Source organism: Pseudomonas sp. MPR-R2A5 (assembly GCF_058793055.1).
The window spans coordinates 1-20029 of record NZ_JBXAFK010000082.1 but is presented as its reverse complement, the minus strand read 5'-3'; the positions used below and the strand labels follow the sequence as shown (position 1 = coordinate 20029).

Below are 20029 nucleotides of genomic sequence, written 5' to 3'. Positions count from 1 at the left end.
GTTTTTCGCGAGCAAGCTCGCTCCTACAAAAAAGCCTTAACTGAACGGCATTAGGGCAAGCCCGCTCGCCACAACAAACCTGCTCGCCACAACAGCCCCTCCCACAGTTTCAAGCGATAACCATCCCCTCCCCCGACAGCCCGACTACCCCAACCAACGTCACCGAATCGGCGCCAAAACTGATCACCGTATCCGCGCCTACCACCTTGGCGTGATCACGATAATCCGCACTGCCCTGCACATCCGTGAACACCAGCTTGTCGGTGGCTTGATAGCCGATAATCCGGTCCTGGCCGAAATGCCCGCTGAACAGGAAAGTGTTGTGGCCGCTGCTGTCGCGGATCGTGTCATTGCCCTTGCCGCCCTCGATAAAGTCCGCGCCCTTGCCGCCCTGGATCAGGTCATCGCCGTCGCTGCCAATAATGAATGTGTTGCCCTTGTGCGCCTCGGCATTGCGGTTAAGGTCCTGCACCCAGGTGTTGGCCCGCGCCGGGTCGGACAGGTTGGCGACGATGATCGTCGAGTCGCGGCTCATCTGTGCATAGAAACCCGATTCCACGATGCGCGTCATCCCATCGCCATACCCCGTGGGCAAATGCGAGATCCAAGTCGGCAGGTTGGTGATGGAAAACGGCAGCACATTCCATAGCGTCGAGGCGTAGTGGTCGTTGAAGCTGACGATATTGTCGGTGGTCGATTCATGGGGTTGGTCATGCACGCCCAACGACGACCAATTGAAGGAGGAGCCGTCCAGTGCACGGAATACCGGGTCGTTTTCATAACCGATATTGAGCACCTTGTCGCCGGCGCTCTGGGTCGGCGAGGCGTAGGCCACGTAGTTGGCGTCCTGGTAGAAACCCGCCCATTTGCCGCTGCTCAAGTCGGCCATGCTGTTGACCGCCAGGCCGCCCAGGCTGTGGCCGCTGACCACCACGTCGTGGCCGCTGAGGCCGTGGGCGCTGGCATAGTCGGCGACGTTCTTGAGCAGGCCGCCAAAGGCTTCGCCGGCATAGTTCTTCGCGTAATCCTTGGGGCCCAGAGCGGCGAGCAGATCGCTGACCAGATCCCCTATGGAGTCGCTGATCAACGTTTCCCGAGGGCCTGAAGTACCGCGAAAACCGATACCGATTTCCAGCAACTTGCCGGCGTCATCGTACTTGCCCAGTACCTCGACCTGGGCCGTGGTGTAGCCGGCCTTTTCGCCGAAGAACGTGCCTCGGGCGTCGACCTTGCCGGTATAGCCCAGGGCGCTCGCGCTGATGGGTGTCCAACCGGCCTGTTGCACAGCGTCCAGGGCGGCTTTTTCCGCGTCCGGGTTCCAGGGAATGCCGGGAATCACGCCCTGGGAATCCGTACTGCCCAGCAGAGCACCGACCAGCGTGGCCGGCAAGCCGAGCCCCAGGCCGTTGTGCTGGTAGCCCACGGCAAAGCCGTTATCCAGGTTGTGGTAGGTATACAGCGTGATCGCCATGGCATCGGCGAACAACGCTTTGGAGCCTTCGGCCCCGAGGTTTTTATAGTCAAACACGCCCATGGTCTTGCCTCTCTGTTGTTGGAATTGTCGAGAAAGTCAATTACTGCGGTGCCGGCCCGAACGCCTCATCCACCTTGGCCAGGTCGGTGTCGCGCAGGTTGCCGGCGTAGTAATGCAATTTGGTCCAGGCCATCAGGTAGTCATAACGCGCCTGGGCCAAGTCGCGCCGCGTGCTGTAGAGCTGTTGCTCAGCGTTCAACGCATCGAGGTTGACCCGCTCGCCACCGAGGATGCTTTGCCGGGTCGACACCACCAGCGCTTGCGCCGAGGTCAGGGCCTTTTGGTAAGCGCGCAGTTTGCTGACACCGGACAGGCAGGCACTGAACTGCCGACGCAGCTCGATCAGGGTTTCGCGGGTCTTGCCTTCCAGTTCGTACTCGGCCTGCTCCATGGCGCGGCTGGCCTGGCGGGTGGACGCCGAAATACCGCCACCGGCATACAACGGCAGGCTGACTTCGACGCCGATGGTGTTGGTGTCGTAGCGCTGGTTGTAGGTGTTGCCGCTGTCGGACTCCTGCTGGCGCGAGCTGGCATACGCCATGACCTTCGGCAAATGCCCGGCGCGGTTGCGCTCCACTTCGTAACGCGCCACTTCCAGGGCCTGGCGCTGGGACGCGAGTGTGGGGTTGTTGCTCACCGCCAGTTCATGCCAGCTGTCGTAGTTGGCCGGCGTCAGCGTGAAGGCGGCGAAGCTTGGGTTCAGGGGCGCCAAATCGGCGATATTGACGCTCTGTACGCCGATCAAGGCGCCCAGCTCTCTCAACGAGGCGTCCTGCTCATCCAGCGCCTGGATTTCTTCAGCGGTGGCCAGTTCATAGCGCGACTCGGCTTCGAGGATATCGGTCCGCGTGCCTTCGCCTTGCTGGAACAGGTGCCGGTTCTGCTGGAACTGCTGCTCGAAGGCTTTTTTCTTGGCGCGGGCGATATCGATCTGGTCCTGGGCAAACAGTGCCTGGGTGTAATAACTCAGCACCCGCACCAGCAGCGCCTGGCTCTTGTCGCGAAAACTCTCATCGGCAAACAACGCTTGGGCCACGCCCTTGCGGTAGTTGGCGTAAGCCTCGTAGTCGAACAACGGCTGTTGCAGGCTGAACGTGGAGCCGTAGCTGTTGTAGTTGCGGTCATCGTGATAATTGCCGCCACGCCCATCGGGCAAGGTGGCCTGGGAGTTGTTGCGGCCCTTGTTGTAGGTGTACGACAGCTTGGGCAGCAGGCCGGCGCGACCGATGGTGCGGTTTTCCAGCCCGGCATCGCGCTCCTTGATGGCGCCGAGAAACACCGGATCGTTGCGCAGCGCCTGTTCATACACATCGAACGGGCCCATGGCGGCCTGGGCATTGGCGCAGGCCAGCAGCAAGGTGATGAACACTGGCTTCATGCTCATTCCTCGGTCAACGCTGAGCCGGCACGATCGAGCAACGGCTTGAACAGGTAATTGAGCAACGAGCGTTCGCCGGTGCGCACGAACATCTCGGCAGGCATGCCCGGTTTGATCACCAGGCCGTGGAGTTTCTCCAGGGCCGCCTCGCTGACGGCTGTGCGCAGCACGTAATACGGGGCGCCGGTTTTTTCGTCGAGCATCTGGTCGGCGGAAATCAGGCTCACTTCCCCCGGCACGCGGGGGGTGCGGCTCTGGTTGAAGGCGGTGAACAGGATATCGACCGGCAAGTGGGTGCCGACCTTGTCCACCAGGTGCACCGGCAAATGCCCTTCGACTTCCAGGCGCGTGCCCTGGGGCACGATTTCCAGCAGGGTTTCACCGGCACGCACCACGGCGCCCTCGGTGTGCACGCTGAGGTTGACCGCGATGCCGTCGGCCGGTGCGTTGATCTCGCTGTGTTGCAGATCGAAGCCGGCGGAGGTGAGTTGCTGCTCCAGGGTCAGGCTGCGCAACTGTGCGTCGGCCAGTTGGCTGCGGACTTCCTTCTGGTATTCCTCGCTGTGCTGCTGCAGCTTAAGGCGCGATTCAAGGATGCCCTGCTCCACCCGGCCGCTTTCGCCGGTGTTCTGCGCCAGGTCCTGTTGCACCTGGGACAACTGGCGCTGGTACTCCATCAAGCGGTTGCGCGGGATATAACCGTTGTCGGCCAAGGGTTGCAGGTTGCTCAGTTGGTCGCGCAGGGACTGGGCCTGGGCGGTCAGGTCGCTGCGCGCACGGCGCATGCCGTTCAGTTGCGCGCTGGCACCCTCGATATTCGCGCGAATACCCGCCTGTTCACGGGCAAAGGCTTCGCGGCGGCTGCTGAACAATTGGCGCTGGCCTTCGAGGACCAGCGCCAGTGCCGGGTCGGGGCTGTTGCTCAGCTCAGCGGGAAAGGTGATGGCCGATTGATTGTCGCGTTCACTCTGCCACCGCGCGACGCTGGCCCAGGCCATGCGGTACTGGGCTTGCAGGGACTGCACGTCGGCCTGGTGCTGGGTCTGGTCGAGACGGAACAGCGGCTGGCCTTGCTTCACCCACTGCCCTTCCTGCACCAGAATCCGACTGACCACGCCGGGGCTGAAGGTTTGCACCGCCTTGCGTTTGCCCGACACCACCACCGTGCCCTGCACCGGGATGCCCTGGTCCAGGGGCGCCAGGCTGGCCCAGAGGAAAAAGCCACCGGCACCGACCACGCTCAGCAGCCAGCCCATGCGCGCGAAGAACCGGGCGTCGCGTTGTTCATGAATCATGCTGACATCCTTACTGCTTGACGCAAAACCTGTAGGCGCGAGCTTGCTCGCGAAAAACTCACCGTTACCGCGTGTATCCAATCAGGGCGCGTCATCGTTAACGCCCTTCGCGAGCAAGCTCGCTCCTACCTTGGGGCGGGTGCTCCCTGTGGCCGGACAACGCCCGCAGTACTTCCTGGCTTGGCCCGAATGCCTGCAAACGCCCTTCGTTAAGCACCAGCAACTTGTCAGCCTGGGCCAGCGCCGAGGACCGATGGGTGACCAGGATCACACTGCTGCCCTGGGCCTTCATCTGCACAATGGCGCTGGCCAGGGCGGCTTCGCCGACGGTGTCGAGGTTGGAGTTGGGTTCATCGAGCACAATCAGGCGCGGCTCGCCATACAGTGCACGGGCCAGGGCCACCCGTTGTTTCTGGCCACCGGACAGGCCGCCGCCGTTGTCGCCCAGGACCGTGTCATACCCGTGGGGCAAGCGCAGGATCAATTCATGCACACCGGCTTGTTGCGCAGCCTTCACCACACGCTCGGGGTCGGCATCGCGAAAGCGCGCGATGTTGTCGGCAATGCTGCCGCTGAATAGCTCAATGTCCTGGGGCAAATAGCCGATATGCGGGCCCAGGTCGCCGCGGTCCCAGCGATGGATATCCGCGCCATCCAGGCGCACCGTACCGGCCAGGGTCGGCCATACGCCCACCAGCACGCGGGCCAGGGTCGACTTGCCAGAGCCCGAGGCGCCGAGCACCCCCAGCACGTCACCGGCGCCCAGGTTGAAACTGACCTGATGCAGGGTGGCGATGCGTCGCCCTGGCGGGCCAGCACTGACCTGCTCAAAACTCAACTGGCCCTTGGGTGCGGGCAACGCCATGCGCTCGACTTCAGGCGGGAACTCGCGCAGCAATTCATCCAGGCGCTGATAGGCCAGCTTGGCCGAACTCCATTGCTTCCACACCGCAATCAGCTGGTCGATGGGGCTGAGCACGCGGCCCATCAGGATAGAACCGGCGATCATCATCCCGGCGGTCATGTCCCCGCGGATCACCAGCAGCGCACCCAGGCCCAGCACCAGGGATTGCAGGCACAGGCGCAGGGATTTGCTCACTGAGGTGACCACCGAGCCGGTGTCACTGGCCTGGTTCTGCAAGCCGAGGAACTGCGAGTGCACGGCAAACCAGCGCTGGCGCAGGGCACCGAGCATGCCCATGGCCTGGATGGTCTCGGCGTTGTGTAAGTGGCTGGTGGCCAGTTGGGTGGATTGCTGGGAGAAACCACTGGCCTCCCCCAGCGGCTTTTTGGTCAGGTATTCGTTAAGGCACGCTAATGCAATCAGCAACACTGCGCCGGCCGTCGCCAAGACGCCCAACCACACGTTGAATAGGAAGATCACAAACAGGTAGATGGGAAACCACGGCGCATCGAAAAAAGCGAACAGCGCCGGCCCGGTAATGAATTGGCGGATATGGGTCAGGTCGCCCAGGGCTTGCCCGGCATGCCCTTGGCCACGTTGCAGGTTGCGTTCGAACGCGGCTTTATAAACGCGTAAGTTAAAACGTCGCTCCAACTGGCTGCCGATGCGGATCACGATAAAACTGCGGATGACTTCCAGTGTGCCAATAAACGCAAAGAACCCCACGACCATCAGCGTCAACATCACCAGGGTCGTTTCATTCTGGGAAGACAACACGCGGTCATACACTTGCAGCATATAAATGGACGGCACCAGCATCAGCAGGTTAATCAAGGCGGTAAAACAACCCACGCTGATCAAAATGCTCTTGTATTCACCCAGCGCCTTGAATAAGGGTGCAACGCCTTGGGGTTTGGCCATATCTCTTGCTCTTCCCTGAATCAAATTACGCGCATAAGTTGCCCGAGCCCCTGGTCGGGGCCAGTCAACTAATAACATCGAGTGATCGCGTTATAACCAATAACTAAGGGGCGCGTTGCAATACCACTTCCGTTCCGGATGGCGTACGGCCTTTGTATTCGCCTTCCTTCTGGCGATTCAAATGGGTGATCCCAGTGCCTTCGGCATTCATCAGCCAGATACCGTCGGGCGTCGGCGACCAGCTCAGGGGTTTGTCACCCAGCCATTGCGTCACACAAGCCACATCACCGCCCAGGGCATTGGCCGGTTCCAGCAGGTCGAGGGCACACACCTGGTCCTGCTGGTGCAACTGCCAATGCCCGGCCAATTGGGCGCTCGTGGGTAAAACAAGACTGCTCGCCATTGCGTGGGCTCCTGCCGACATGACCATCGCCTGCAACACGCAGGCGATCAAGTTGAAAAAACGCTGCATCTTCACGCTCCATCCAACAGGCGCGGCGCCGAAACGCCGCGCCCTTGTATCACGCGACGATATCGCTGACCGCTGCCTGGCCGACCGTGGTGACGAGGAAGTCCGCCACGCCGTGCCCGGAGAAGTCCACCGCCAAGGTACCCAGGTTGGTGCCCGAGGCATAGGTCAATACCGCATCGCCGGCATGCCCGGTGAACGCGTTGACGAAGGTCAGGCCCGCGCCTTTGGTGATGCCGGACAGGTCGATCTTGTCCGAACCCGAGGTGAAGTCAAAGATCTTGTCCGCCGCCCCAGGCTTGGAATCGGAACTGGCACCGAACACAAACGTGTCGTTGCCGGCGCCGCCCCACAGTTGGTCGGCACCGCCGCCGCCGTAGATGAGGTCGTTGCCGGCCCCGCCCTTGATCACGTTGGCGGCGTTGTTGCCGATGATCAGGTCGTTGCCCGCGCCACCGAAGGCGTTCTCGATTGTCACGCCCTTGGCGATCGAAACGTTACCCACCAGGCCGCCCACATCGGAGAACGAGGCTTCATTGAGGTTGATCTTCTGGTTCTGGGTAAAACCGGAGAAATCCAGGGTGTCGTTGCCACCACCGTCCCATACCGAAAACACCAGTTTGTCGGCGTTGGAGGTGGCGCTGAGGAAGTCACGCCCGGTGTTGGAGTTGAACCCGTAGGTGGTGTCGCCGGCGCGGGTGTTGTAGTTGGCACCGTAGAGCTTCTGGATCGCGGCGATGTCGTCGATCAGCGGGCCGGAGGCATAGGCTTCAACCCCGCCTTTACTGAAGTTCTGGTTGGTGTTGCTTTCGCTCCAGTAGCTCATGAGGCTGTAGCCGCGCGTGTCCTGTCCATAGGTCGCGTCGTTGTAGGTCGGGTTGCCGTTCCCGGCGTTGTAGTCGCCAGGGTGCGCCAGGCCCAGGGTGTGGCCGATCTCGTGGGTCAGGGTCTGCCGGCCGTAGTTGTTCAGGTCCGGGGTCTTGTTCGGCGTGTAGCTGTTGTTGGTCAGGTACCACGACGTGCCGTCATAGCCCGCACCGGTGCCAGGCAGGTAGGCAAAGGCTGCCGCGCCGTCCTGGCCGCTGCTGTAGTTGCCGAACGTCATATGAGCGTCACCGCCGCTGGCCTTCTCGGTGAAGGTCACGTTGGCCACGTCCGACCAGGATTGCATGGCCAGGGCGGCCTGGGCTTTCTGCTGGGCGTTGAACTGGCTGAAGCCCGAGATACCGTGTTTGTTCAGGGTGCTCGAGGAGGCCGAGGTCAGGAAGGTGTAGGTCAGGTCGATCTTGCCGTTGCCGTCAACGTCCCGGTACGCGGCGCCGTCGCGCAGCAATTGGGTGGCTGCCTGGTCAACGGTATAGGAGGGTTTGCCATTGATCGTGAGGTTGCCGCCACGGTCATACAAATGGCTGAAGCTATCGATTTGCGAGTAAGCGGTGCTGGCTTGCGCCGCCGACACAATAGCCTTGTCTTTTACTTTTGACATAAACGTACTTCCTTGTTTGCAAGTGCATCAGTTTTTATCGATAGGAACCCCGCGGGCGAGATCGTCCTATCACTCGCCTCTTTTGAAGGCGTATCGAAACTGACACAATTTGAAAACTTTCGTCTACCTCTATTTACACAGTGGAAAAATCATAGAGGAGCAACTTAGAGAAGTCATAAGCCGTGTTTGTTGGGGGCCGATTGCTTTTGTCCGACAAAATAACCAGGGCTGTTATTTAAATATTAAATACGGGTAAAGCCGCTCAAGTAGAGCGGCAAACCCCATTAAGGGATCCACTGTATTGTCACGGTGTCATTGGCACTATTCATCTAGCCCGTTATTACACTTACATCATTAAGTACATGCCCCCTATTACCGGGACACACTCCAGCCGGCTTTGCCCAATGCCTGTAACAGTGTTTCGCCGTTCAAGCCCGGCACTTGCACACCGTCGTCCGTCGTCATGTCTTCGCCAGCCAGCATGGCGTTGATGATCGCCTCCTCCACTGCCTCCGCCGCCGCGAGGAACAACGGTGAAATATGGTCGTTATTGACCATCTGCAACGCGGTGCTGAACGGCAGGCCCTTGCGCCCGTAATCCGCGGGCGGCAAATCCTGGTTGCCAGTGGCGAAGGCCAGGAACAGGTCGCCGCTGGAGTCCTCGGTACCCCCGCCGGTACGGGCGATGCCAATGGAGGCGCGCTGTGCCAGGCGCTGGCATTGATGCGGCAACAACGGCGCATCGGTGGCCAGGATCACCACAATCGAGCCCATGCCCGGCGTGCCACGCTCGGCAAACGGTGACGGGATGTCCATCAAATGGCGGCCTGCCGGGTAGCCGTCGACCCGCAGTTCCTGGCGCTTACCGTGGTTAGCCTGCACCAGCACGCCGACGGTCCAGCCACCCTGCTCCACTGGCAAGCGGCGCGACGCCGTGCCGATGCCCCCCTTGAACTCATGGCAGATCATCCCGGTGCCGCCGCCCACAGCGCCCTCCTGTACCGGGCCCGGTTCGGCGTTGTTCACCGCCTCGCGCACATGCGCAGGCTTGATGTGCTGGCCCCAGATATCGTTGAGCAGGCCGTCATAGGTTTCCATCACCACCGGCATGCACCAATACACCGCCGGGTCCGCCAGGCGTTCGCGCTCCAGGGCGATCAACGTATCGCGCACGATGCCGATGCTGTGGGTATTGGTGATCGCCAGCGGCGTCGTCAACAGACCGGCTTCGTTGATCCATTCCAGGCCGGTGGCGTCACCGTTGCCGTTTAGCACGTGGTAACCGGCAAAACACGGCTGTTGCCGCGCCTCCCCGGCGCGCGGCTGGATAACGCTGACGCCGGTGCGCACCTGCTTGCCGTCGATGCGGGTCTTGAGCGTACTGTGGCCGACGCGAACGCCGGGAACATCGGTGATGGCATTCAATTCGCCGGGCGTGCCCAGCCCCAACGTAATGCCCAATTGACGTGCACGCATACCCACTCCTTACAATTTCTGAAACGCCGGACTCAGCCGGCCACTGATGCAATACAGGATCACCGACACCGCCAGCAAACCGATGATGATCATGATGTCGCGAACCGAAGACGCCACCAGCAAGGTCACCAGCAGGTACCCCGCGCCCAGCACCGCGAGCAACGCCGGCAGCGGCCACAGAGGCATGCGATAGGGATGCTCGCGGTCGCGCAGCAGCACCCGGCTCATCAGCGCGCTCAAGGCCACCACCAGGTACACCAGCATGATCAGCAGCACGCTGAACGACGTGAGGTCCGCCAGGTTGGAGCTGAAACTCAACAACGCCGAAGGGATCGCCAGGAACAGCGTAGCCAACCACGGCGAGTCCCAGCGTGGATGGATGCGCGTGAACAATTGGTTGATGCGCGGCGTCCACAGCGCATCGCGGCCACTGCTGAAGACCACGCGGCCGATCTGGATAACGATGGCGACAATGGCGTTGAACACCGACAGGAAGATCCCCGCGCTGACCAGGCGTGACAGGGTTTCATTGCCGTGGCTGGTAAGCAGGTAGCCGATGGGGTCAGGGCTGCTGATCATCGCACTCAGGGACGGTGCGCCAATCAACAGCGCGGTGATCGGCACGATCTCGATCACCACCACCAGCCCGAGGGACCACAGCACAGCCTTGTGTACGCCCTTGCCGCCGCATTTCATGTCTTCGGCGAGTAACACCGCCGGGCCATAGCCATTGAACGAGAACAGGCCAATGCCCACCGCACCGATCACCAGGGCCCAGGGCGCCAGGTGCAACACACCGTTTTCGACGATCTGCGGCTGGAACAACACACTGGCCGGTTGCACCGGGTGGCCGAAGCCGATAAACACGATGACCAGCAAGGCCGCCACTTCCAACAGCAGGCAGGTGCCGGTGATCCAGGCGTTGAGCTTGATATTGAGGATGCCCAGGGCGTAGCTGCCGACCACGATGACCAGGGCGACGGTTTGCGCGTCGAATTTCGTGCCCAGGGCGTTGTTGAGGTAAGTCGCTGCACCGGTGGCCAGCACCGGCGGAATAAACAGCAACATCACCAGCACCGTCAGAAACGTCGCGTAGCCGGCCATGCCACCGAATACGCGCTTGGCGTACACGTACTCACCGCCGGCACTGTTGTGCGCCCGACCCAGTTCGGCGTAACAGAAGGCGAACATCAGCGCGAGCAAACCGGCCATCACAAACGCCAGGAACACACCACTGCCCGCCTGCTGGATGGCAAACGGTGCGATGACAAATACGGAACTGGCCGGGGTCACCGCCGAAACGGTGATGGCAACCACATCGAAGACGCTCAGGGTGGGCTTGAGCACGCCGTCTGGCGCGGGAGAAGTACTCATATCGTTATCCTCTGTCGTTGTTTTTGGTGTGAGGCAGAAACGAAAAATGATGATCGTCCGGGATATGTTCCCCGTTGACTGATGGCGACGTTATCGGCTGGGGGCTTGTCAGCCAATTCCCCTATTGGCGTACTCCCCTTGACGACACCCGGTAAAAAGCCGAACCCTTGGCCGATCTTTTGATGGCGGGAGCCTGACTCATGAGCCTGTTCAGGGAAATCGGCATGCATGCGGGGCTGGGGCGCACGCTGGCACACATCGGCACCGAGCGCTTCTGGAAACAGCTGGTGCTGTTGTTGCACCAATGCCTGCCCTTCGATAACGCCCTGGCGATTTTCTACCCCCTGGAGGGCCCGCCCCAGGCGCTGGAGGAGTACGACGCACAGCCCAGCAGCAAGCCGGCGTCGATGCTGGTGTACCTCAATGGCCTGTACCTGCTTGATCCGTTCTTCCAGGCCTGTCGCGAAGGCTACGCCAGCGGGGTGTATCGCCTGGAAGAGGTGGCGCCGGATCATTTTCGCCAGAGTGAATACTTCCTCAATTACTTCCACGACAACGTGCTGGAAGACGAGGTGCAATTTATTCTGCAACTGCCCGGTGCGGGAACGTTGTCGCTGTCGTTGGGCATGCAGCGGCGGTTCAGTGGTGACGAAACCGGGCTGATGACCACCCTGGCGGCATGGGTATTGCCATTGATGCAGCAGCATTGGCAGCAAAGCACCCAGCGTGCGCCGGCGATGGACAGCCAGATCAGGGATGCATTGAGCCAGTTCGGCTGCGGCGTGCTCTCGGACCGCGAACTGGAAATCGCCCGCCTGGTGCTGCGTGGGTTCTCCTCCAAGGCCATGGCCGAGCGCCTGAATATCTCGCCGGATACGGTGAAAGTGCACCGTCGGCATTTGTACGCGAAGCTGGACATCTCGTCACAGCCGGAGCTGTTCTCGTTGTTTATCCAGTCGTTGGGGCATGACCTGGAAAACCCGTGAGACCGAGGTTGTACTCAATCCAAATGTGGGGGGGCCTCAGATAGCTGTGGGTCAGTTGCAGATGCATCAACTGACACGCCCTCATCGGGGGCAAGCCCCCTCCCACATTTTTAATCGAGTACACCAGCACAACTCCCGTTGGCTCCGAGACCGCAAAAGCCAACTGAGGCCTACCTGATGGATGCAGATCAAACTGTGGGAGGGGGCTTGCCCCCGATGGCGGTGGGTCAGCCACAAATGCATCAACTGACACCCCCTCATCGGGGGCAAATCGAATCGTCGCACCGCCCCTCCCACATTAGTTCTTCAGCGGCCCGTGCGAATGGTGTTCCACACCCGCGTGCGAATCCGGTCGATATTCAGTGGCATGGCCTCCAGCGCGAATAGCTTGCCCATCATTTCGTCGCTCGGGTAGATCTTGGTGTCCGCCTTGATCTCAGGGTCTACCAGGCTATCCGCTGCGCTGTTGCCGTTGGCGTAGTGCACCGAGTTGGTGATGTCCGCCATTACCTGGGGTTCCAACAGGTAATTCATGAAGGCGTAGCCGGCTTTTTCATCGGGCGCATCGGCGGGCATGGCTACCATGTCGAACCAGATCGCCGCGCCTTCCTTGGGAATCTGATAACCGATATTCACGCCATTCTTGGCTTCCTTGGCCCGGCTTTCGGCTTGCAGCACGTCGCCGGAGAAGCCCACTGCGACGCAGATGTCGCCATTGGCCAGGTCGCCGGTGTACTTCGAAGAGTGGAAGTACGCCACATAGGGCCGCACTTTCATCAGCAGCGCCTCGGCTTTCTTATAGTCCTCAGGGTTCTTGCTGTGCGGCGCCAGCCCCAGGTAATTGAGGGCGATCGGCAACAGTTCCGGGCCGTTATCCAGGATTGCCACCCCGCACTTGCTGAGTTTTTCCATGTATTCGGGCTTGAAGATCAGGTCCCAGGAGTTCACCGGCGCGTTGTCACCGAGCACGGCCTTGACCTTGTCGATGTTGTAGCCAATGCCAGTGCTGCCCCACAGGTACGGAAAACCGTGGGCGTTGCCGGGGTCGTTGTTTTCGAGGGCCTTGAGCAGTACCGGGTTGAGGTTCTTCCAGTTCGGCAACTGGCTCCTGTCGAGCTTTTTCAACGCGCCACCCTGGATCTGCCGCGCCATGAAGTGGTTGGACGGGAACACCACGTCGTAGCCGGAATTACCGGTCATCAACTTGCCATCGAGGGTCTCGTTGCTGTCATACACGTCGTAGCTGAAACCGATGCCGGTTTGTTTCTGGAAGTTCTTCGTGGTGTCCGGCGCGATGTAGCTCGACCAGTTGTAGATCTTCACCGTTTCGGCGGCCTGGCTGATAGAGGCCACCAACATCAAGGGCAACAAGGCAATGGCTTTCATGGTTCGATTTCCTGGCGGTTTTAGGGCTGTTTTTATGGCAGGCGATCAAGGATCAAAGCGTTACAGGATCAATACGTAGGTCTTGCGCACGGTTTCCTGGATATCCCAGATTCCGGTGCTGTTGGCCGGCAACATCAGTGCATCGCCGGCTTCTATATGCAGGACTTCACCGTCGTCCGGGGTGAAGGTGCAGCGGCCCTGGATAAAGTGACAAAACTCCTGGGATTTGATCTGGCGGCGCCAGCGGCCCGGGGTGCAGGCCCAGATGCCGGTTTCGACGCCATCGCTGCGTTCCACGCTCAAGGTCGACGCCACCGCGATGGGCTCCCCCAGGGGTACGGCGACCGGTGACGAGTCCGGCAGGTGGGTGTTCAGCGCGTCTTTGAATTGAGTAATGCTCATGGGTGTACCTGTGTGAGTGAAACGGCTCAGTGCATGAAACCTTCCATGAAGCCCGCCACGCCGGTCGCCAGCTTGCGGCGCCAGGGCGCGGTATTGGGGTTGGCCAATACCTGGTCTTCATGGACAAAACTACGAATGATCGCGTTGTAGCCCAGCCACCGGCACGGTTCGGGCTCCCAGGCCCTGAGCGCCTCCAGGCCGCGGTCGCGGATCACCCAGGGTTGATGGGTCAGCGGGGTGTCGCGGCCCAGGATCAAGTCGGCCAGGGTGCGACCACCCAGGTTGGTGGCGCCGACGCCCTCCCCGCCATAACCGCCGGACAGCGCGATACCGGTCTTGTGATCGCACAGCATGTGCGGCTGAAAACGTCGCGACATGCCGAGGTTGCCGCCCCAGGAATGGGTAATCCGCACGTTCTTCAACTGCGGGAACAGTTCACCGAACAGATAGCGACGCAGCTCGACTTCGCTGTCGGTCAAATCGAAGTTGTGGCGCAATTTGCCGGCAAACTGATAACCGCCGCGCGCGCCGAACACCAGGCGGTTGTCGGCCGAACGCTGGCCGTAGGTAACCTGCCGGCTGCTCTCGCCGAAGGCCTGGCCGTGATTCAGGCCGATCTCATCCCAGGTGCTGGCGGGCAACGGTTCGGTCGCGACGATCAGGCTTTGCACCGGCAGCTGATAACGCCCCAGGGGCGGCAACGTCGGTGCGTAGCCCTCGATGGCCGGCACCACCCAGCCGGCGCGCACGCTGGCTTGGGCCGTGCGCAGGCTGCCGGACTGCCAATGGGTCACCGGGCTGTTTTCATAGAGGGTCACCCCGAGGCTTTCAACGACGCGCGCAAGGCCACGTACCAGCTTGGCCGGGTTGATCGTCGCGACATGGGGAGCGTAGATGCCGCCATAGGGCTTGGCGATGCGTATCTGCTCGGCCAGCTGTTGCGGGTTCAGCCAACGGTAATCGGCTTCGGTTAGGCCTTGGGCGTAGAGCTTTTCCAGGTAGCGGCGCAGGCTGCCTTCCTGCTCCGGGTAACGCGCCGCGCAATACAGCGCACCGCCCTTGCGGTAGTCACACTCGATGCCTTCGCGGGCCACTACCTGGGCCACTTCATCGGGGATGCCATGCAACAGGTCAAACGCGGCGCGGCGTTGCTGCGGCGCCAGGCCCGCCAGCAGGCGGTCTTCGCCCAACAGGTTGCCCATCAGCCAGCCGCCATTGCGCCCGGACGCACCGAAACCGGCGGTTTGCGCCTCGATGATCGCAATTTTCAGCTCGGGCGCCTGGCGCTTCAGGTAATAGGCGGTCCACAGGCCGGTGTAACCGGCGCCGATGATGGCAACGTTGACGTCCAGGTCATGGACCAGGGGCGGCCGCGCCTGCAGCGGGTCGTCCAGTTGATCCATCCATAAACTGATATTGCGCCATGCCGGCATGCCAGGTTCCCCTACCTCGTTTCGATAGGCTGGATCCTAGAGCGCGGTGTCAGGGGCTGTCTTGCGCGCGTGCACGCAGGGAAATTTGTTTGACGTAGGCCTTCGGCGATTGGCCCGTGTGCTGGCGAAAAGCACTGTAGAACGCCGAGAGCGAATTGAAGCCGGCGGCAAACGCCAGGTCATCCACTTTGATCGGCGGCGCGGCCTGTTCCAGCGCGACGAGCAAATGCTGGAGCCGCGCCTGGTTGACGTAGCGATAGAAGCTTTGCCCCAGCACCTGGTTCAACAGGTAGGAAATCTGATTGCGGCTATAGCCACATTCCTTGGCGACCCGTTGCAGGTCCAGCTCGGGGTCCAGGTAGGGTTGCTGCTGCTGGAAGTATTGCTGCAGGTCATTGGCCATATGCCCCAGTTGCTGAGGTGACAGGCCCAGGCGGCTGACGGTTGGGCGCGTGGCTTGGGGCGTCTGTTCGTGGACCAGCGAAGCGTACTCATTGACCCGCCAGATCAGCCCATCGCGCACGGTGATCGCCTCGCTGGTACGAAACGACACCAGGCCCTGGCCGCCGCGCAAGGTAATTCGGTACTGGATAAACGCGGTATCGCCATCGGCGCGAATACGGTCCATGTGCTCAATGGCTTCATCCGGGCCGCGGGGCATGCTGGCTTGCAGGTACTCACGCAACTGCGCGTAATCGACGACACGGTTCTGGAAGAAATCGTGGTACTGGATGTGCGGGTGATAGTAGGACATCACCCCGTCCAGGTCCCGATGACGCCAGCATAGGTGGTGACGCAGCACTAACGCCCTCGTGGCTTGGGTGTGCTGGCAATCATCGTCAGGGGCGTTGTCGGGCATGAACGGCTCTGTGGCGGGAAAACCGTGGAGATTGCCGAATTTCGGCACAGCCTTCAATGGGCAGCCGTCACTTCAGACTAATGGCCTTTTGCCCAGATTCAAGTACGACATGACCCACGTCAAACAATGGGAAAAGAACCGCCGAACGGATCGAAAAAACTCACATTGTGGGTGTGAACGGATGCTACTTTTAAGCTCTCACGTGCCATGACCAGTGACGGTCCTGGCCCTTGCCGCGAGCTAAAGGAAGCGCTCAATGAACAAGGTGCGCAACATGAGCAAAGTGACGTTCCCCAACGCTTGCCAGCTGATGCGCTGGCATTTTCATCCAATGGGCTTCGAGGGCAGCATGGACGCGCCCGGCAGCATGGTCGCGCGCCTGTTCGATCGGGCCAGCGGCGAGACGTTGATCGCCATCGCCGGCATCCCCTGTGCCACGGTGATGAATGCCGCCGATGTCGAACGCATCATCGAGGCGGTGGAAGATGAACTGGCCTCGTTTGTGCCGCCGCAGTCGCTGAGGGCCTGAGGCCCATCCAGCACACGGCAAACCCCTGTGGGAGGGAGCCTGTCCCGCCCACATCTGAGGTGCATTTACCGGCTAATTGCGTTGATCATCGAAAAACGCTTTCTTGCCATCCACCCGCTCCGACGCCTTGGGCACATTCACCGCCTGGCCCTCGGGTTGTTCCACGTACCAGTAGCAGTGGCTCACCGCCCGGGTAATGCCCACATAGGCCAGGCGCAGTACCTCATCCTTTTGTGCCGTGTCATAGGGCTCGCTGTCACCGTCCTTGCCCAGGCCCGCCATGCGATACACCTGGTTCTTGTAGGGCGAGTTGGTCACGTGCTGGCAATCGCCAAGCAGGAAAACCGTATCCGCCTGCAGCCCCTTGGCACTGTGATACGTCAGTTGCTTGAGGCGTCGCGCGGCGGGCGGCAAGCTGGAATCCAGATTAACTACAGACTGAATATGCTCTTGAATCAGTAGCTTATCGCTGCTTTTTCGATACAGCATTAATACCGACTCGCCCTTTTCATAATGCGCCTGCAACTGGCGTCCGAGTGCGGCATCATCCCGCGCCAGCACGGTGACCGGCACCAACGCCCTCGGCGCCCCGCTGGCCTTGGCCCTCTTGCCCGGAATGGCCGGCGCCGCCCGCACGATATGTTCAGCCGCATCAATGATGTGCTGGTGACTGCGGAAGTTCTCGCCGAGCATCACGCGGGTGGTACTCGGTGACGGGAATTCCTGGTTGAACGCCATGAAGTACTTGGGCGAACTGCCGCGCCAGCCGTAGATCGATTGCCAGTCATCGCCCACGCATAGCAGCGAGGAATGCTGAGCCGCACGCCCCACGTGCATGGCCGGTCCACGGCTGCGGATTTCTCGCAGGCTGGCACGGATCCAAGACACGATCTGCGGCGATACGTCCTGGAACTCGTCGATCATCAGGTGCGACAACGGCCGCAACAGCGGATCACTCAGCAGCTTGAGGTTTTCCGGGGTGTTTTCGCCGAACAGCGAGAACATCCGGTTATAGGTCATGATCGGTGGCGTCTGGTCCAGCAGGTGATCTTCCAGGGCTTTCCAGAAGATGCTCAAGGCCTCGAAAAACAAGCGGTCCGGATCGTCCTTGGCGAAGCTCATCTGGCCGACAGCGGTGGGCACGTCCAGACCGAGGTTCTCGATAAAGCCCGCCGCCATGACAAAACTGTCCAGCAGCGGTGCCGACGACAACTCACCTTTGACCTTGTAATCAAAGCCGGGCCCGGCGCTGGCATCACCGGCGAGGCTACTCAGAAGTCGCTCGGATGATTGGTAACTATCCAGCCATATCAATGGCTTACGGCAGAAAGCTTGAAACAGCGTGCGCTTCACTGCCCACTCTGCGCGTACCGACAACTTGGCATTGGGGCGGCTGACCTGAGCGTTTTCCCGCGCGTCGAAGCCCAGCACCACCCAAGCATCCAGCTGGGGGATATAGCCATGGCAATGAAACTGCGCACCATTGATCTCAACGGTCTGACGGTTGGGTTCAATGCCTTTGATCGGCCACGCGCCCGCGCGAAACCACAGGTCCTCGATCACATCGCACAGCTCTTCATCGCGCTTGGCTGCCAGCTCGGTCACCGCCATACGCTTTTGTACATCCGGGTGATCGCGCTCCAGCTCCTTGAGCTGCAGACCATGGCGCGCCAGCGGTGCGATCAGCTCGCGGAAACGTGAATGCCGCCCCTGCAACTGGTGATAACAGGCGTTCAACTGATGGCGCTGTGCTGGGTTGATGCGCAGGTCGAACGGGTTACTGTCGGCGTCCTCGACGCTGGCCCCGAGGTTCTCGAATGCCTGCAGCCGCTCGAAGCCCGGCAGGCTGCGCACCATGGGTAGGATGCGCGAATGAAAGGTACGCACCACCGCTTGGGCTTCTTTCATTTCAATAGGTTGGCCCCATAAGCTGAGAATCTCCATCAGCTTTTGAATGAAGTCCTTGCGCGACTCACGGGTAAAGGTCACCACGGTCATCGAGCTCAATTCATAGCCCAGGTAATGGGTGAGCAACAGGATACGCAGCACCAACGAGGTGGATTTTCCCGCGCCGGCGCCGGCAATCACCGAGGTGGACGGCGTGTCGCTGAAGATCATCTTCCACTGGGCAGTGCTGGGTTGGGCATGGGCCGACAGCAATCGCGCCACGTCGGCCTTGATGCGCTTCTTCAACTCGGCGGTGAGGGGCAGGCGCCAATCGTCGAACAGGTTGTCATCCACGCCGGGGGCACGGTGTTCGTCCGGGCGGAAATCACGGATCAACAGGACCTGGCGGCCTTCCTCAAGGCCATCGGCCTTACCCTCGCGATACCCATACTCCACACCCGCCTCATGCCCGCTGCGAAAGCCATCGGCCTGCCCATGCAACCAGGAAAACCGGTGCTGCGCGCGCAGGCGCGTCAAACCGTGGCCGAACAAACGGGCCGCCAGGCGTTTCAGCAGCGGCATTTCAGCCAAAGGGCGAAGTTCTGGGGGCAGTTCAGGCTGTTGTTGCGGCACGCGGACTCCTGGGGTGAGCTTGGCTTTGACGAGTGCGCCATGGTCGCCGGAATCGGCGCGCAGTTCCAGCCAATTGCTTTGCGCTCATGCAGTTAGGCGATGAAGTGAAAGTCAAAACTCCACTAATCAATCGGATTTACAGATAGGAATAAGGCAGTTTTTACGCTTTTTATCGATCATGTGCTCAGGGAAGATAGGCTCATCAATAGGAGACCGTCATGCTTGAACTTCGACCTTTCAACACTCTGGGTGGCGCCCATCATGGTTGGCTTGACGCCCATCATCACTTTTCCTTCGCCGAGTACCACGACCCCAAGCGCATGCACTGGGGCAACCTGCGGGTGTGGAACGATGACATCATCGCCCCAGGTACCGGTTTCCCGCAGCACCCGCACCGCGATATGGAAATCATCACCTATGTGCGTGAGGGGGCCATCAGCCATGCAGACAACCTCGGCAACAAGGGCCGTACCGAAGCCGGCGACGTACAGGTCATGAGCGCGGGCACCGGGATCGCTCACAGCGAATACAACCTGGAAGCCACGCCGACCAAGATTTTCCAAATCTGGATTATCCCGAACGAGGCCGGATTGCCGCCGTCATGGGGGGCCAAACCGTTTCCCAAGGGCGATCGCGAGGGGTTTGTCACGTTGGCCAGCGGCAAGGCCGGTGACAGCGAAAGCCTGCGTATTCGGGCTGATGCACGGCTGGTGGCGGCGACCCTGAAGGCTGGGGAAAGTGCCGAATACCGGCTGGACAGCGGGCGTCGCGCCTACCTGGTACCGGCAACGGGAGTGATTGAGATCAATGGCTTGCGGGCGCAAGCTCGAGATGGCGTAGCGGTGGAGGATGAGCAGGTATTGCGCGTGACCGCGATAGACGACAGCGAAATCGTGCTGGTCGACCTGGCCTGATCTGACGCCCTGCCTGAATCAAACCTGGGGGGGCAAGCCCCAATGCCCGTCAGTCAAGAGATAGAACGGGCAAATGGCGAGCCTGATTGTTGTGGCGAGCGGGCTTGCCCTAATGCCGTTCAGTTAAGCGTACATCGCCTTCTGTAGGAGCGAGCTTGCTCGC

16 protein-coding genes are annotated in these 20029 nt (G+C 60.8%); 3 read left to right on the top strand and 13 right to left on the bottom strand.

Annotated elements, in window-relative coordinates:
- Nucleotides 1-109 precede the first annotated feature (109 nt).
- From AC1Q6I_RS33595 to AC1Q6I_RS33560, 8 genes are all read right to left on the bottom strand, one after another.
- On the bottom strand, nt 110-1534 hold the full coding sequence (locus AC1Q6I_RS33595) for a polyurethane esterase (RefSeq protein WP_102642588.1): 1425 nt from the start codon (nt 1532-1534) through the stop codon (nt 110-112).
- A 40-nt stretch (nt 1535-1574) separates the two neighbouring features.
- Nucleotides 1575-2912 carry a TolC family outer membrane protein gene (locus AC1Q6I_RS33590; protein WP_102625460.1) on the bottom strand — a complete coding sequence of 446 codons (1338 nt, stop codon included), beginning with the start codon at nt 2910-2912 and terminating at the stop codon, nt 1575-1577.
- A gap of 2 nt (nt 2913-2914) precedes the next feature.
- Nucleotides 2915-4207 (bottom strand): HlyD family type I secretion periplasmic adaptor subunit, encoded by a 1293-nt coding sequence (locus AC1Q6I_RS33585; protein ID WP_024075582.1) that lies wholly within the window; start codon nt 4205-4207, stop codon nt 2915-2917.
- 97 nt (nt 4208-4304) lie between these two features.
- Complete coding sequence (locus tag AC1Q6I_RS33580; RefSeq protein WP_102625459.1) at nt 4305-6032, bottom strand: type I secretion system permease/ATPase; 1728 nt, start codon at nt 6030-6032, stop codon at nt 4305-4307.
- Between the two features lie 103 nt (nt 6033-6135).
- On the bottom strand, nt 6136-6504 hold the full coding sequence (locus AC1Q6I_RS33575; protein ID WP_024075584.1) for a protease inhibitor Inh/omp19 family protein: 369 nt from the start codon (nt 6502-6504) through the stop codon (nt 6136-6138).
- A 49-nt stretch (nt 6505-6553) separates the two neighbouring features.
- Nucleotides 6554-7987 (bottom strand): serralysin family metalloprotease, encoded by a 1434-nt coding sequence (locus tag AC1Q6I_RS33570; protein ID WP_024075585.1) that lies wholly within the window; start codon nt 7985-7987, stop codon nt 6554-6556.
- A 372-nt stretch (nt 7988-8359) separates the two neighbouring features.
- On the bottom strand, nt 8360-9463 hold the full coding sequence (locus AC1Q6I_RS33565) for a DmpA family aminopeptidase (protein ID WP_102625458.1): 1104 nt from the start codon (nt 9461-9463) through the stop codon (nt 8360-8362).
- Between the two features lie 9 nt (nt 9464-9472).
- A complete protein-coding gene (locus AC1Q6I_RS33560) occupies nt 9473-10837 on the bottom strand; it encodes an APC family permease (protein ID WP_102625457.1) in 1365 nt (454 codons plus the stop codon).
- A gap of 200 nt (nt 10838-11037) precedes the next feature.
- Here AC1Q6I_RS33560 and AC1Q6I_RS33555 point away from each other — a divergent pair, with 200 nt between their 5' ends.
- Nucleotides 11038-11823, top strand: coding sequence for a helix-turn-helix transcriptional regulator (locus AC1Q6I_RS33555; RefSeq protein ID WP_069076140.1), 786 nt, complete (start codon nt 11038-11040; stop codon nt 11821-11823).
- Nucleotides 11824-12129: 306 nt separating this feature from the next.
- Here AC1Q6I_RS33555 and AC1Q6I_RS33550 read toward each other — a convergent pair whose 3' ends face one another.
- The 4 genes from AC1Q6I_RS33550 to AC1Q6I_RS33535 are packed head-to-tail and all read right to left on the bottom strand — an operon-like array spanning nt 12130 to nt 15903.
- On the bottom strand, nt 12130-13209 hold the full coding sequence (locus AC1Q6I_RS33550; RefSeq protein WP_024075589.1) for a polyamine ABC transporter substrate-binding protein: 1080 nt from the start codon (nt 13207-13209) through the stop codon (nt 12130-12132).
- 60 nt (nt 13210-13269) lie between these two features.
- Nucleotides 13270-13611, bottom strand: a complete 342-nt coding sequence (locus AC1Q6I_RS33545; protein ID WP_024075590.1) for a cupin domain-containing protein — start codon at nt 13609-13611, stop codon at nt 13270-13272.
- Between the two features lie 26 nt (nt 13612-13637).
- Nucleotides 13638-15044 carry an NAD(P)/FAD-dependent oxidoreductase gene (locus AC1Q6I_RS33540; RefSeq protein ID WP_024075591.1) on the bottom strand — a complete coding sequence of 469 codons (1407 nt, stop codon included), beginning with the start codon at nt 15042-15044 and terminating at the stop codon, nt 13638-13640.
- A 49-nt stretch (nt 15045-15093) separates the two neighbouring features.
- The gene (locus tag AC1Q6I_RS33535) at nt 15094-15903 is read right to left on the bottom strand and encodes a helix-turn-helix transcriptional regulator (RefSeq protein WP_024075592.1); all 810 of its coding nucleotides are present in this window, start codon (nt 15901-15903) and stop codon (nt 15094-15096) included.
- Nucleotides 15904-16159: 256 nt separating this feature from the next.
- Between AC1Q6I_RS33535 and AC1Q6I_RS33530 the strand changes: the two genes are divergently transcribed.
- Entirely contained in the window at nt 16160-16432 is a 273-nt protein-coding gene (locus tag AC1Q6I_RS33530) for a DUF1652 domain-containing protein (RefSeq protein WP_024075593.1), read from the top strand.
- Between the two features lie 72 nt (nt 16433-16504).
- Here the strand turns inward: AC1Q6I_RS33530 and AC1Q6I_RS33525 are convergent, their stop codons facing one another.
- Nucleotides 16505-18952 (bottom strand): UvrD-helicase domain-containing protein, encoded by a 2448-nt coding sequence (locus AC1Q6I_RS33525; protein WP_102625455.1) that lies wholly within the window; start codon nt 18950-18952, stop codon nt 16505-16507.
- A 218-nt stretch (nt 18953-19170) separates the two neighbouring features.
- Here AC1Q6I_RS33525 and AC1Q6I_RS33520 point away from each other — a divergent pair, with 218 nt between their 5' ends.
- Entirely contained in the window at nt 19171-19866 is a 696-nt protein-coding gene (locus AC1Q6I_RS33520) for a pirin family protein (protein ID WP_024075595.1), read from the top strand.
- Nucleotides 19867-20029: the final 163 nt, after the last annotated feature.

What these genes read in the sequence shown, in the direction of transcription:
- AC1Q6I_RS33535 (WP_024075592.1), bottom strand. Translation starts at nt 15,903, where the DNA reads ATGCCCGACAACGCCCCTGACGATGATTGCCAGCACACCCAAGCCACG.
- AC1Q6I_RS33580 (WP_102625459.1), bottom strand. Translation starts at nt 6,032, where the DNA reads ATGGCCAAACCCCAAGGCGTTGCACCCTTATTCAAGGCGCTGGGTGAA.
- AC1Q6I_RS33550 (WP_024075589.1), bottom strand. Translation starts at nt 13,209, where the DNA reads ATGAAAGCCATTGCCTTGTTGCCCTTGATGTTGGTGGCCTCTATCAGC.
- AC1Q6I_RS33595 (WP_102642588.1), bottom strand. Translation starts at nt 1,534, where the DNA reads ATGGGCGTGTTTGACTATAAAAACCTCGGGGCCGAAGGCTCCAAAGCG.
- AC1Q6I_RS33520 (WP_024075595.1), top strand. Translation starts at nt 19,171, where the DNA reads ATGCTTGAACTTCGACCTTTCAACACTCTGGGTGGCGCCCATCATGGT.
- AC1Q6I_RS33555 (WP_069076140.1), top strand. Translation starts at nt 11,038, where the DNA reads ATGAGCCTGTTCAGGGAAATCGGCATGCATGCGGGGCTGGGGCGCACG.
- AC1Q6I_RS33545 (WP_024075590.1), bottom strand. Translation starts at nt 13,611, where the DNA reads ATGAGCATTACTCAATTCAAAGACGCGCTGAACACCCACCTGCCGGAC.
- AC1Q6I_RS33565 (WP_102625458.1), bottom strand. Translation starts at nt 9,463, where the DNA reads ATGCGTGCACGTCAATTGGGCATTACGTTGGGGCTGGGCACGCCCGGC.
- AC1Q6I_RS33590 (WP_102625460.1), bottom strand. Translation starts at nt 2,912, where the DNA reads ATGAAGCCAGTGTTCATCACCTTGCTGCTGGCCTGCGCCAATGCCCAG.
- AC1Q6I_RS33560 (WP_102625457.1), bottom strand. Translation starts at nt 10,837, where the DNA reads ATGAGTACTTCTCCCGCGCCAGACGGCGTGCTCAAGCCCACCCTGAGC.
- AC1Q6I_RS33530 (WP_024075593.1), top strand. Translation starts at nt 16,160, where the DNA reads ATGAACAAGGTGCGCAACATGAGCAAAGTGACGTTCCCCAACGCTTGC.
- AC1Q6I_RS33570 (WP_024075585.1), bottom strand. Translation starts at nt 7,987, where the DNA reads ATGTCAAAAGTAAAAGACAAGGCTATTGTGTCGGCGGCGCAAGCCAGC.
- AC1Q6I_RS33540 (WP_024075591.1), bottom strand. Translation starts at nt 15,044, where the DNA reads ATGCCGGCATGGCGCAATATCAGTTTATGGATGGATCAACTGGACGAC.
- AC1Q6I_RS33575 (WP_024075584.1), bottom strand. Translation starts at nt 6,504, where the DNA reads ATGCAGCGTTTTTTCAACTTGATCGCCTGCGTGTTGCAGGCGATGGTC.
- AC1Q6I_RS33585 (WP_024075582.1), bottom strand. Translation starts at nt 4,207, where the DNA reads ATGATTCATGAACAACGCGACGCCCGGTTCTTCGCGCGCATGGGCTGG.